This window comes from Aliihoeflea sp. 2WW, assembly GCF_000497755.1.
Classification (GTDB): domain Bacteria; phylum Pseudomonadota; class Alphaproteobacteria; order Rhizobiales; family Rhizobiaceae; genus Aliihoeflea.
Genome location: NZ_AYOD01000008.1, coordinates 107,335 through 119,749, shown reverse-complemented (window position 1 = coordinate 119,749; position 12,415 = coordinate 107,335). Strand labels below are relative to the sequence as shown.

Annotated in this window: 14 protein-coding genes; 10 read left to right on the top strand and 4 right to left on the bottom strand. The window is 65.0% G+C overall.

The window, feature by feature from the left end; genetic code table 11:
• Positions 1-91: 91 nt before the first annotated feature.
• A complete protein-coding gene (gene guaB / locus ALII_RS0105600; RefSeq protein WP_024586342.1) occupies positions 92-1,594 on the top strand; it encodes an IMP dehydrogenase in 1,503 nt (500 codons plus the stop codon).
• 3 nt (positions 1,595-1,597) lie between these two features.
• Here guaB and ALII_RS0105595 read toward each other — a convergent pair whose 3' ends face one another.
• Both ALII_RS0105595 and ALII_RS0105590 read right to left on the bottom strand, forming a co-directional pair.
• Entirely contained in the window at positions 1,598-1,894 is a 297-nt protein-coding gene (locus tag ALII_RS0105595) for a HigA family addiction module antitoxin (RefSeq protein ID WP_024586341.1), read from the bottom strand.
• Positions 1,895-1,903: 9 nt separating this feature from the next.
• The gene (locus tag ALII_RS0105590; RefSeq protein ID WP_280113755.1) at positions 1,904-2,155 is read right to left on the bottom strand and encodes a type II toxin-antitoxin system RelE/ParE family toxin; all 252 of its coding nucleotides are present in this window, start codon (positions 2,153-2,155) and stop codon (positions 1,904-1,906) included.
• A gap of 147 nt (positions 2,156-2,302) precedes the next feature.
• Here ALII_RS0105590 and ALII_RS0105585 point away from each other — a divergent pair, with 147 nt between their 5' ends.
• On the top strand, positions 2,303-2,713 hold the full coding sequence (locus ALII_RS0105585; protein ID WP_024586339.1) for an MAPEG family protein: 411 nt from the start codon (positions 2,303-2,305) through the stop codon (positions 2,711-2,713).
• 131 nt (positions 2,714-2,844) lie between these two features.
• Here the strand turns inward: ALII_RS0105585 and ALII_RS0105580 are convergent, their stop codons facing one another.
• Complete coding sequence (locus ALII_RS0105580; protein ID WP_024586338.1) at positions 2,845-3,744, bottom strand: LysR substrate-binding domain-containing protein; 900 nt, start codon at positions 3,742-3,744, stop codon at positions 2,845-2,847.
• Between the two features lie 130 nt (positions 3,745-3,874).
• Here ALII_RS0105580 and katG point away from each other — a divergent pair, with 130 nt between their 5' ends.
• The 4 genes from katG to ALII_RS0105560 all read left to right on the top strand — a co-directional run bounded on the left by katG (position 3,875) and on the right by ALII_RS0105560 (position 8,739).
• Positions 3,875-6,088 carry a catalase/peroxidase HPI gene (gene katG / locus ALII_RS0105575; RefSeq protein WP_024586337.1) on the top strand — a complete coding sequence of 738 codons (2,214 nt, stop codon included), beginning with the start codon at positions 3,875-3,877 and terminating at the stop codon, positions 6,086-6,088.
• A gap of 64 nt (positions 6,089-6,152) precedes the next feature.
• Positions 6,153-6,806, top strand: coding sequence for a YoaK family protein (locus ALII_RS0105570; protein ID WP_024586336.1), 654 nt, complete (start codon positions 6,153-6,155; stop codon positions 6,804-6,806).
• 58 nt (positions 6,807-6,864) lie between these two features.
• Positions 6,865-8,154: an RsmB/NOP family class I SAM-dependent RNA methyltransferase gene (locus tag ALII_RS0105565; protein ID WP_024586335.1), complete on the top strand. Its 1,290-nt coding sequence runs from the start codon at positions 6,865-6,867 to the stop codon at positions 8,152-8,154.
• A gap of 132 nt (positions 8,155-8,286) precedes the next feature.
• Positions 8,287-8,739 (top strand): TspO/MBR family protein, encoded by a 453-nt coding sequence (locus ALII_RS0105560; protein WP_024586334.1) that lies wholly within the window; start codon positions 8,287-8,289, stop codon positions 8,737-8,739.
• 19 nt (positions 8,740-8,758) lie between these two features.
• Here ALII_RS0105560 and ALII_RS0105555 read toward each other — a convergent pair whose 3' ends face one another.
• Positions 8,759-9,151, bottom strand: a complete 393-nt coding sequence (locus tag ALII_RS0105555; RefSeq protein ID WP_024586333.1) for a GFA family protein — start codon at positions 9,149-9,151, stop codon at positions 8,759-8,761.
• A gap of 114 nt (positions 9,152-9,265) precedes the next feature.
• Here ALII_RS0105555 and ALII_RS0105550 point away from each other — a divergent pair, with 114 nt between their 5' ends.
• Genes ALII_RS0105550 through ALII_RS0105535 form a run of 4 tightly spaced genes read left to right on the top strand, consistent with a single transcriptional unit; the run spans position 9,266 to position 12,333 of the window.
• On the top strand, positions 9,266-9,724 hold the full coding sequence (locus tag ALII_RS0105550) for a PaaI family thioesterase (protein ID WP_024586332.1): 459 nt from the start codon (positions 9,266-9,268) through the stop codon (positions 9,722-9,724).
• Entirely contained in the window at positions 9,721-10,374 is a 654-nt protein-coding gene (locus tag ALII_RS0105545) for a 5'-methylthioadenosine/S-adenosylhomocysteine nucleosidase (RefSeq protein ID WP_024586331.1), read from the top strand. The genes ALII_RS0105550 and ALII_RS0105545 overlap by 4 nt, the downstream gene beginning before the upstream one ends.
• 41 nt (positions 10,375-10,415) lie before the next feature.
• Positions 10,416-11,978 (top strand): glutamine-hydrolyzing GMP synthase, encoded by a 1,563-nt coding sequence (gene guaA / locus ALII_RS0105540; RefSeq protein ID WP_024586330.1) that lies wholly within the window; start codon positions 10,416-10,418, stop codon positions 11,976-11,978.
• Between the two features lie 4 nt (positions 11,979-11,982).
• Complete coding sequence (locus ALII_RS0105535; protein ID WP_024586329.1) at positions 11,983-12,333, top strand: arsenate reductase; 351 nt, start codon at positions 11,983-11,985, stop codon at positions 12,331-12,333.
• Positions 12,334-12,415: the final 82 nt, after the last annotated feature.

Here is a 12,415-nt window from a genome sequence, read left to right as displayed (position 1 = left end):
GCATGGCTGCCTTGCACTGCAGCGCTTCCCATATGTCAGGGGACGTGTTACCAGCCGCCGCCAATCCCAGTTTCCCGGGCGAGGCAAGGCAATGGCGAAAATCATCGAATCCGCAACCGGCGCAATCGCGCTCACCTTCGACGACGTGCTCCTGCAGCCCGGCCATTCGAATGTGATGCCGGGACAGACGGATGTCTCCACCCGCATCGCCCGCGACATCGACCTGAACATCCCGATCCTGTCTGCCGCCATGGACACCGTGACGGATTCGCGTCTCGCCATCGCCATGGCGCAGGCTGGCGGCATCGGCGTCGTCCACCGCAATTTTTCGCCTGCCGAGCAGGCCGAGGAAGTGCGCCAGGTGAAGAAGTTCGAAAGCGGCATGGTCGTCAATCCGGTCACGATCGGCCCTGACGCAACGCTCGGCGACGCGCAGGCCCTGATGCGCGCGCACGGGATTTCCGGCATTCCGGTCGTCGAGAATGGCGGCACAGGCGGCCACCGCACCGGCCGTCTCGTCGGCATCCTGACCAACCGCGACGTGCGCTTCGCCTCCGATCCGGCACAGACCGTGCGCGAACTGATGACCCATCGCGACCTGATCACGGTCAAGGAGACGGTCAATCAGGACGAGGCCAAGCGCCTTCTTCACCAGCACCGGATCGAAAAACTGCTCGTCGTCGACGGCGACGGCCGCTGCGTCGGCCTGATCACGGTCAAGGATATCGAGAAGTCGCAGCTCAACCCGAACGCCTCGAAGGACGCGCAGGGCCGCCTGCGCGTCGCCGCCGCCACAAGCGTCGGCGATGACGGCTTCGAGCGCGCCGAGCGCCTGATCGATGCGGGCGTCGACCTGATCGTCATCGACACCGCCCACGGCCACTCGCAGCGCGTCCTCGACGCCGTCCTGCGCGCCAAGAAGATGTCGAACTCCGTGCGCATCATCGCCGGCAACGTCGCGACGGCCGAGGCAACCAAAGCGCTGATCGATTCGGGCGCCGACGCGGTCAAGATCGGCATCGGCCCGGGTTCGATCTGCACCACGCGCATCGTCGCCGGCGTCGGCGTCCCGCAGCTTTCGGCAATCATGGGCGCGGCAGAAGAAGCCGACAAGTCCGGCGTCGGCGTCATCGCCGATGGCGGCATCAAGTTCTCCGGCGATCTCGCCAAGGCGCTCGCGGCGGGTGCATCGGCCGCAATGGTGGGCTCGCTTCTGGCCGGCACCGATGAAAGCCCCGGCGAGGTCTACCTGCACCAGGGCCGCTCCTACAAATCCTATCGTGGCATGGGCTCGGTCGGCGCGATGGCGCGCGGCTCCGCCGACCGCTACTTCCAGGCCGAAGTGCGCGATACGCTCAAGCTCGTACCGGAAGGCATCGAAGGCCAGGTGCCCTACAAGGGCCCCGTCGCAGGCGTTCTCCACCAGCTCGTCGGCGGCCTCAAGGCGGCAATGGGCTATGTCGGCGCCCCGAACCTGACCGAATTGCGCGACCGCGCCACCTTCGTGCGCATCTCCAATGCCGGCTGGCGCGAGAGCCACACGCATGACGTGACGATCACGCGCGAAAGCCCGAACTATCCCGGCATGAGCTGACCTTCAGGCTGCCTTCAATTCATCGATACTGGCGATTTCCGACTGCTTCGCGGAAGCGGTGATCGCCAGGTCGAAGGCCGTCTGCATGTTCATCCAGAATGCGGGCGTCGTGCCGAAGAACTTCGCTAGCCGCAGCGCGGTGTCCGGCGTGATGGGCGAGGTTTCGGCGACGATGCGTTCGATCCGCGTGCGCGGGACATGCAGTCGCTTGGCGAGCGTGTATGGCTTCATGTCGAGCGGCACGAGATATTCTTCCCGCAGCACTTCACCGGGATGGATCGGGGGATTGAACTCGAACATGGCTTCACCTCAATCGTGATAATCGACGATTTCGACTTCGTCTGCATGACCGTCGATCCAGCGAAAGCAAATCCGGAACTGGTCGTTGATCCGGATCGAATGCTGTCCGCTTCGGTCGCCTTTGAGGGCCTCCAACCGGTTGCCCGGCGGCGATCGCAAATCGTCCGGCGCCGTCGCGGTATGCAGCATGAAAAGCTTGCGACGCGCCGCTTTGACGAGATCGGCCGGAAAGCCCTTCACCGACTTGCCCGCGATCAGCAATGGTATGCGCTTGTCTTTGCAGGAACCGATCAAAGGACATTCTCGTGCGTATCATCCCATGATACGTCCGCCCGCCGCTTGATGCAATCGCTGTTTTCGGTCCTTCTGGCGGCAGATAGATGATTCTCTCAAGCAAGAGGCGCTGATATGAACCAGACCGCAATCTTCTGGCCGATGTTGGCGCATGTCGCGCTCGTCTACGGCATTTATGTGCTGATGTTCCTGCGTCGCAAGGCGGCCGTTCAGGCCGGTTCGACCAAGATTTCGCAGTTCCGCGAGAACACCAACGAACCGCCCGAAAGCCTCTTCGTGCGCAACAATTTGGCAAACCAGTACGAATTGCCGGTCCTGTTTCACGTCTGCTGCCTGGCGCTCTATTCGGTCACCGCTGCCGGCCTCTTCGCCGTCGTCCTCGCCTGGATTTTCGTCCTCTCGCGCTACGTCCACGCCTATATCCACGTGACGTCGAACCGCATCCGCTACCGCCAGCCGGCCTTTTCGCTGGGCTTCCTGGTCCTGGCGATCATGTGGATCTGGCTGGCGCTCGCCATCATCTAGGGTGCGTTGAGATTCAGGGCTGTGCGTGCCGAAAGTGATGGGTTTCGAGAACCGGAGCGGAATGTACGTTCGGGTACATGAGCACCGGAAGCGCAGAAACCCGTCATTTGCAGGCCGCTCAGGCTTGAATATCAACGCACCCCAGCGAGTTTGCCGATCGTATCGGCGAGGGCGCGGAAATCCGCTTCGCGCCCCGCCCTTTTTCGCCACGCCATGCCGATCGTCCGCGAGGGAATGGGCGCCGAGAACGGAACGAACTTGACGCCCGGCAGCGCCCGCGAAGCGGTCAGCGCCATTTCCGGCACCAGCGTCAGTCCCTGGCCGTGCGCCACCATCTGCAATAGCGTCGTCAGGCTCGTTGCGCCGAAATTCGACATGGCGAGCGGCTTCACCGATCCGCAGATCGCGAGCGCCTGATCGCGCAGGCAGTGCCCTTCCTCAAGAAGAATCAGCCGCTCCAGTTCCGGGCTCTCCGGCGCCACCGGCGGCTCGATGAAGTTCGGGTCGTTCGCCGGGACGGCAAGCAGGAAGCCGTCTTCCAGCATCGGCTCGGACGCCAGCCGCGTATCCTCGAGGGGAAGGGCGGCGATGAATGCGTCGAGCCGGCCGGCAAGCGTCTCTTCGACGAGCGTCGAAGTCACCGATTCCTTCAATTCGAGCGACAGATCCGGAAAGCGGGCGCCGATCGCCGGCAGGATCGCGGGCAGGAGGTAGGGTGCCACGGTCGGGATGACGCCGAGCCTGAGACGCCCGGACATCGCCGCTCGCTCGCGCCGCGCAAGGGCCTCGATCTCCTGCATTTCGGCCAGCACCCGCTCGATGCGCGGCAGGATCAGCTTTGCATCATCGGACAAGGCCACGCCGCGCCGGGCACGCTCGAAGAGCCGCGTGCCGAGCTTGTCCTCCATCTCCGCGATCTGCGCCGAAAGCGCCGGCTGCGTGACCCCGGCAAGCTGCGCCGCGCGGCCGAAATGCAGCGTCTCGGCGAGCGCGACGAAATATTCCATCTGCCTGATGGTGACCTTGATCATAAGCGGAAACTATCGTCATTCTTAGAAATCGCAATTTGAAATTATCGAACTAGTCGAATATCTCCCTTGTCAAAGCCGCCTGGAACTCCGGTTCCCGGCTACCGAGCAATTTCGCCAGGGAGATATGACCATGGACGCCAAGGTTGACGACAAGGGCGCAGGCAAGTGCCCCGTTCCGCATTCGAAAGGCCGGCAGAACCGCGACTGGTGGCCGAACCAGCTCAATGTCAGCGTGCTGCACCAGAACACGCCCGACGCCGATCCGATGGGCGAGGCCTTCGATTATGTTGAAGCCTTCGAGAGCCTCGATCTCGATGCGGTCATCGCCGATCTGCACGCGCTGATGCGCGATTCGCAGGATTGGTGGCCGGCCGACTACGGCCATTACGGTCCGTTCTTCATCCGCATGGCCTGGCACAGCGCCGGCACCTACCGCGTCGGTGACGGGCGTGGCGGCGGCGGCCGTGGCCAGCAGCGCTTTGCGCCGCTCAATAGCTGGCCGGATAACGGCAATCTCGACAAGGCCCGCCGCCTGCTCTGGCCGATCAAGCAGAAATACGGCAGCAAGCTCTCCTGGGCGGATCTGATGATCCTGACCGGCAACGTCGCGCTCGAATCGATGGGCTTCAAGACCTATGGCTTCGGCGGCGGCCGCGCCGACACCTGGGAGCCCGAGAACCACGTCAACTGGGGCGCCGAGGACAAGTGGCTCGCAGACAGCTCGCATGAAAGCAGCCGCTATTCTGGCGACCGTGAGCTGCACGGCAATCTCGGCGCCGTCCAGATGGGCCTGATCTACGTCAATCCGGAAGGCCCCGACGGCAATCCGGACCCGATGAAGTCCGCCCGCGACATCCGCGAGACCTTCCGCCGCATGGCGATGAACGACGAGGAAACCGTCGCGCTGGTCGCCGGCGGGCACACCTTCGGCAAGGCGCATGGTGCCGGCCCCGCGAACCATGTCGGCTTCGAGCCGGAAGGCGCGGAGATCGAGAACCAGGGTCTCGGCTGGGCATCGACCTTCGAGAGCGGCATGGCCGGCCACACCATCACCAGCGGCATCGAAGGCGCGTGGACGCCGACGCCGATCACCTGGGACATGACCTTCTTCGACACGCTTTACGGCCACGAGTGGGAGCTGACCAAGAGTCCCGCCGGCGCGCATCAGTGGAAGCCGGTCGGCACGACCGGCGACGGCAAGGTGCCTGACGCCCATGACGGCCAGAAGAAGCATGCGCCGATGATGACGACGGCCGACATGGCACTGCGCACCGATCCCGAATACGACCGGATCTCGCGCCGCTTCCATGCCAACCCGCAGGAATTCGCACTGGCCTTCGCCAAGGCCTGGTTCAAGCTGACCCACCGCGACATGGGGCCGCTGAAGCTCTATCGCGGCAAGCTGGTTCCGAAGGAACCGCTGATCTGGCAGGACCCGATCCCGGAGGTCGACCACCCGCTCGTCGACGCATCGGACATCGCGCAGCTCAAGCAGAAGATCGCCGCCACCGGGCTCACCGTCTCCGAACTCGCATCGGCCGCCTGGGCGTCAGCCTCGACCTTCCGCGAATCCGACAAGCGCGGCGGCGCCAACGGTGCCCGCATTCGCCTCGCTCCGCAGAAGGACTGGGACGTGAACCGTCCGGCCGAACTCGCCAAGGTGCTCGGCGCGCTGGAAGCGATCCAGGGTGAGTTCAACGCGGGCGGCAAGAAGGTGTCGCTGGCGGACCTGATCGTGCTCGCCGGTTCGGTCGCGGTCGAGAAGGGGGCGAAGGATGCCGGCTACGATGTGACGGTTCCGTTCACGCCGGGCCGCATGGACGCCACGCAGGAGCAGACCGAGGTCGAATCCTTCGACTACATGGAGCCCAAGGCCGACGGCTTCCGCAATTATGTACGCAACCCGATCATGTCGGTCGAGGAGCATCTGGTCGATCGCGCCCAGTTGCTCCAGCTCACCGCGCCGGAGATGACGGTCCTCGTCGGCGGCCTGCGCGTCCTCGAGGTCGGCAGCCCCGAGCATGGCGTCCTCACCGACCGCCCGGGCAAGCTGACCAACGACTTCTTCGTGAACCTTCTCGACATGGGCACGAAGTGGAAGGGCATCGAAGGCTCGAACGGCGTGTTCGAGGGCCAGGACCGCCGGACGGGCGAGAAGCGCTGGACGGCAACCCGCGCCGACTTGATCTTCGGCTCGCACTCGCAGCTCCGCGCCTTCGCCGAAGTCTATGGCAGCGCCGACGCGAAGGAGAAGTTCGTCAAGAATTTCGTCGCCGCCTGGGTCAAGGTCATGGAGCTCGACCGCTTCGACCTGAAGGAAGAAGCGCGCCGCAAGGCCGCGTGATCGCCTTCGAATCAGATACATGGTGGAGGCCGGGCAGTGCCCGGCCTTTTCCTTTGGGGGCGGCATGAAGGACCATCCCGTTGCGGAGCGCTTGCTGGCAGTCGCACTCGCCGGTCTTGCAGGGTTCGTCGATGCCGTCGCGTTCATCGAACTCGGCGGCTACTTCGTTTCGTTCATGACGGGCAATTCCGTGCAGATCGGCACCGGCCTTGCCGATTATGCAGCCGCAGCGATTCTGCCGCTGTCGCTCGTCGCGCTCTTCGTTGCCGGCGTGGTCGCAAGCTCTCTGGCTGTCCACAAGGCGGGGCGGTGGCGGGCACCCCTGACGCTCCTGCTCGTCACCGCCCTCCTGTCCACGGCCGCCTATGCTGCTGGGCAAGGCTGGTCCGCGGTCGCCATTGCCTGCATGGCGCTGGCGATGGGCAGCGAGAACGCGGTCTTTCAGCGCAACGGCGAGGTGTCGATCGGCGTGACCTACATGACCGGCGCACTCGTCAAGATGGGGCAGGGCATGGCATCGGCCATTCGCGGCAACGGGCATTCGGGCTGGTTCTGGCACCTGTGCCTGTGGGGTGGCCTGACATTCGGGGCCGTCGCCGGGGCGTTCGCGTTTCGCGCATACGCCATGCAGGCGCTCTGGCTGGCGTCGGCGGTAGGCCTTGTTCTCGCCTTGGCTGCGCTGGTGCTCGTTCGGCCCGCCCAGGCTTCGGACTTGTGATCGGCGCGGCGACGCATTAGTCAGGCCGCATCCGGGCAACCGATTACAGGAAGACGACATGCGTTTGGGCGGCAGGCTGGCAGCAGCCATCGAGGTTTTGACCGACATGGAGGCCCGCCACAGGCCGGCGGCCGAGGCGCTGAAGGATTGGGGCCTGTCGCATCGTTTCGCCGGCGCCGGCGACCGAGCGGCCATCGGCAACATCGTCTACGATGCGCTGCGTCGCAAACGCTCGGCCGGCTGGCTCGCGGGCTCCGACACGCCGCGCGGCATGGCGCTTGGCGCGCTGGCGCTCGAAAACGGCATGTCCGCCGCCGACATCAGCGCCGCCGTCGAAGGCGACCGTTTTGCACCCGAACCGCCCACCGCCGTTGAGGCAGCGACTCTGTCGCAGCGCAAGCTCACTGACGCGCCCGCGCTCGTTCAGGCCGACTGTCCCGACTGGTGCGAGCCGCTCCTGCGCGAGACCTTCGGCGACGACTGGATCGCCGAAACCTCGGCGCTCGCCGCCCGCCCGCCGCTCGACATGCGCGTCAACACGCTCAAGTCCGACAGCGACCGCGTGCTTGCCGAGTTGAAGCCGACCGGCGCGCAGCCGACGGCCATCGCGCCGCTCGGTCTGCGCATCGCGCCGATCGAGGGCGCAGGGCGCCACCCGAACGTGCAGGTCGAACCCGCTTTCCAGAAGGGCTGGTTCGAGGTGCAGGACGAGGGCTCGCAGATGGCTGCCGCGCTCGCCGGCGCTGCACCCGGAATGCAGGTGCTCGACTATTGCGCAGGTGCCGGCGGCAAGACGCTGGCGCTCGCCGCCGCCATGGCGAACAAGGGCCAGATATTCGCCTACGATTCCGACAAGTCCCGCCTCGCGCCGATCTTCGACCGTCTGAAGCGGGCAGGGGTGCGCAATGCGCAGGTCGTCGCGGGCGCTGCCGGGCTCGCGGGCCACGAAGACCAGATGGACCTCGTCCTCATTGACGCGCCGTGCACCGGCTCGGGCACCTGGCGCCGTCGCCCCGATGCCAAATGGCGCCTCACCGACCGCCAGCTCGAAATCCGCACCGGCGAACAGGCCGAAATCCTGCAGAAGGCCGCGCGCTTCGTGAAGTCGGGCGGCCGTCTCGTCTACGTCACCTGCTCGGTCTTCGACGCCGAAAACGGCGCGCAGATCGATCGCTTCGTCGCCGCGAATCCCGACTTCACGCCAATCGATCACGCTGCCCATTTCGATCACACGTTCCCGGGCCAAGCGGACAAGGCGCGTATCGATCCCGCGCGCGGCATCATCCTCTCCCCGCACCGCACCGGCACGGACGGCTTCTTCGTTGCGGTGCTGGAGCGCAAAGCTTAAGCGTCTCAACTCACGTAATGGCTCCCGGCTCTGAGGCGAGAGCCTTTCCGTGACCTCTCACCGACAACTTCCCCCCAATTGACCTTTCCGTCGAAAGCGCCAGATGCTCGGCAATCACCGCCGGAGCCCATCATGACCCGATTCCTCACCCTTGCCCTCTTCGTCATTCTCGTTGTCGGCGGCGGCTCGCTGATCGGCATCAACAACGTCCCCGGCGAATGGTATCAGGCGCTGGCAAAGCCTCCCTTCAACCCGCCGAACTGGATTTTCGGCCCGGTCTGGACGATTCTCTACGTTCTGATCGCCGTCGCCGGCTGGCGGGTCTGGAACAGCCAGCGCACCAGCGGCGCAATGTCCGTCTGGTGGCTCCAACTCGGCCTAAACTTCCTCTGGTCGCCCGTCTTCTTCACCCTCAACCAAATCGGTCTGGCGTTTCTCATCATCGTCGTGCTGCTGGCTTCGATCCTCGCCTTCATCCGCATCAACTGGCACCGCGACCGCACGTCCGCGGTCCTGTTCCTGCCCTACGCCGCATGGGTCGCCTTCGCGACGCTCCTCAATGGCTCGATCTGGCTTCTGAACTGAAACACCACGTTACCGCCGCTCACTCTTCCGTGCGGCCTTCGCCTTCCCGATTGTGCTCGTACCGATGCTTGAGCGGAAAGGCCGGCAGCCACGATTCGCGCCGCACGGTCCACAATTCATAAGTCGGCGCGAACTGGTCGGGTGCATCGAGCGCCCCGAGGTTGACCTCCACCTCGTCCCCGCTGTGACCGAAGACGGGCGATCCGCATTCGGGACAGAAGCAGCGGCCATTGTAGTCGCGCGCCTCGCCCTCGACCGTTACCGCATCGGCTGGAAAGATCGCCGATGCGTGGAACAGCGCGCCGTGGTGCTTGCGGCAGGTCAGGCAATGGCAAAGGCCGACGCGGTAGGGACGGCCCGTTGCCGCGATCCTCAATTTGCCGCACACGCAGCTTCCCGTAACGCGGTCCATGTCGATGCTCCCTATTCTAACTGGCGGATGATACAGGCGCCGGGACGTGACGGAAGCCCGATTGCCAGTCCCATGCTGCTCTGCAATAAGCGCATCACAGCATGAAGGTGGAACATGACCGATCTCCTGAAGCCGGACGGTGATTTCGAGGAACGCGTGCGCGAGAGCTTCGCACGGCAAGAGGTGATGCGCACCATCGGCGCCGAACTGACGAGTGTCACGCCCGGCATCGTCGAGATCGAAATGGGCTACGACAACGCGCTGACCCAGCAACACGGCTATCTTCACGCCGGCATGATTTCCACCGCGCTCGATTCGGCTTGCGGCTATGCCGCCTATTCGCTGATGCCGGCCGACGCCGCCGTGTTGACGATCGAGTTCAAGGTCAACCTCCTGTCGCCCGGCAAGGGCGACCGCTTCCTCTTTCGCGGTTCCGTCACCAAGCCCGGCCGCACCATCATCGTCGCCGACGGACAGGCCTATGCGATCGATGGTGACCGCAACCCCAAGCTCATCGCCACGATGACCGCGACGATCATGGTGGTGTCGGGCCGCGCCGGCATTCGCGGATGAGCGCGGCGCGGCCGATCCCCGAGACGCTGATCGGCGACACACGCGTCCTTTTCCTCATGGCGGCATCGGCCGAATACGGCCCGCATCTGAAGCGCCGCTTCACACCGCTCATGACAGGCGTCGGTCCGGTCGAGGCAGCCGTCGCCACCGCTGCCGCGCTCGCGACGCTGAAGGCGCGCGACCGTCTGCCTGCGCTCGTCGTTTTGCTGGGTTCCGCCGGCAGCCGCACACTCGATCACGCAGGCATCTATCAGGCGCGTTCCGTCTCCTATCGCGACATGGACGCGTCCGCCCTCGGCTTCGAGAAGGGCCGCACGCCCTTCCTCGATCAGCCGGCCGAAATCACGCTGCCGCTGCGCATCCCCGGCATCGCCGAGGCACGGTTGTCGACTGGCGCCAATGTCGTCTCAGGCGCTGCCTACGACGTAATCGACGCCGACATGGTCGACATGGAAACCTTCGCGATCCTGCGTGCCTGCCAGGCCTTCGACCTGCCGCTGGTCGCACTGCGCGGCATCTCCGACGGCCGCGACTATTTGTCGAAGCTCTCCGACTGGACCGACTATCTCCATCTCGTCGACGAACGGCTCGCCGATGCCGTCGACCGGCTAGAGGCTGCCATCGTTGCAGGAACGCTGGAAAGCCGGTGAACACCATTGCGCCAAAGGGCGCTTTTCTCTAAAGGCCCGTCATGACGAACGAAGCCCATCCCGACACCGTCCTTATCATCGATTTCGGCTCCCAGGTCACGCAGCTCATCGCGCGCCGCGTGCGCGAAGCCGGCGTCTATTCCGAGATCGTCCCCTTCCAGCTCGCTGAAGACGCCTTCCACCGGATTGGCCCCAAAGCCGTCATCCTGTCGGGCGGCCCCGCCTCGACGACGGAGATGGGCAGCCCCCGCGCGCCGCAAATCGTGTTCGACGCCGGCATTCCGGTCCTCGGCATCTGCTATGGCGAGCAAACCATGTGCGCCCAGCTCGGCGGCAAGGTCGAGGGTGGTCACCACCGCGAATTCGGCCGCGCCTTCCTCGACATCGAGGACGAATGCGCGCTCTTCGCCGGCGTCTGGGCCAAGGGAACCCGCCATCAGGTCTGGATGAGCCACGGCGACCGCGTCACCGCCATTCCCGAGGGCTTTCGCGTCGTCGGCACGTCGACCGGCGCGCCCTTTGCGGCCATCGCCGACGAGAAGCGCAAATTCTACGCCGTCCAGTTCCACCCCGAAGTCGTCCACACGCCGGACGGCGCCAAGCTCCTGTCGAACTTCGTCCACAAGATCGCAGGCCTTGCCGGCGACTGGACGATGGCCGCCTATCGCGAGCAGGCCGTGCAGGCGATCCGCGATCAGGTCGGAGACGGCAAGGTCATCTGCGCGCTGTCGGGCGGCGTCGATTCTTCCGTCGCCGCGCTCCTGATCCACGAGGCGGTCGGCGAGCAACTGACCTGCATCCTCGTCGACCACGGCCTGATGCGCAAGAACGAGGCGGCAGACGTCGTCGCCATGTTCCGCGAGCACTACAATCTGCCGCTGATCCTCGTGAACGCGCAGGACCGCTTCATCGGCGCGCTCGAGGGCGAGAGCGATCCGGAAAAGAAGCGCAAGACCATCGGCCGGCTCTTCATCGAGGTCTTCGAGGAAGAGGCGAAGAAGCTCGGCGGCGCTGATTTCCTGGCGCAGGGCACGCTTTATCCCGACGTCATCGAAAGCGTATCCTTCACCGGCGGCCCGTCGGTCACGATCAAGTCGCACCACAATGTCGGCGGTCTGCCCGAGCGCATGAACATGAAGCTCGTCGAGCCGCTGCGCGAGCTTTTCAAGGACGAAGTGCGCGTCCTCGGCAAGGAACTCGGCCTCCCCGAGCACTTCATCGGCCGCCATCCGTTCCCTGGCCCCGGCCTTGCCATCCGCTGCCCCGGCGGCATCACCCGCGACAAGCTGGAGATCCTTCGTGAGGCCGACGCGATCTATCTCGACGAAATCCGCAAGGCCGGCCTCTACGACGCCATCTGGCAGGCCTTCGCCGTGCTGCTCCCGGTCCAGACCGTCGGCGTCATGGGCGACGGGCGCACCTACGAATTCGTCTGCGCGCTGCGCGCCGTCACCTCGGTCGATGGCATGACGGCGGATTTCTACCACTACGACATGGAATTCCTCGGCCGCGCCGCCACCCGCATCATCAACGAGGTCAAGGGCGTCAACCGCGTCGTCTACGACGTCACCTCCAAGCCCCCCGGCACGATCGAGTGGGAATGACCCGTTGACCGTCACGATCTACGGCATCCACAACTGCGACACGATGAAAAAGGCTTTCGCCTGGCTCGATGCCAACGGCGTCGCCTACGCCTTTCATGACTATCGCGTCGACGGCATCGGCAAGGACGACATCTCCCGCTGGTGCCAGGCGGCCGGCTGGGAGAAGGTGCTGAACAAGGGCAGCCGCACTTTCCGCGCCCTGCCGGCCGAGGCGCGTGAGAATCTCGACGAAGCCAGTGCGATTGCCCTGATGGCCGGCGAGCCGACCATGATCAAGCGGCCGGTCCTCGACATCGGCGACGCGGTCGAGATCGGCTTCAAGCCCGATCGCTACGCTGCGCTTTTCGGTCGCTGACCGGCTCCAGCGACCCAAAGCCGGTTTGTGCGATGATTTGTCATTGCGCCCTTGCCGCCCGCCGCTAATCTCTCCGCAGAAT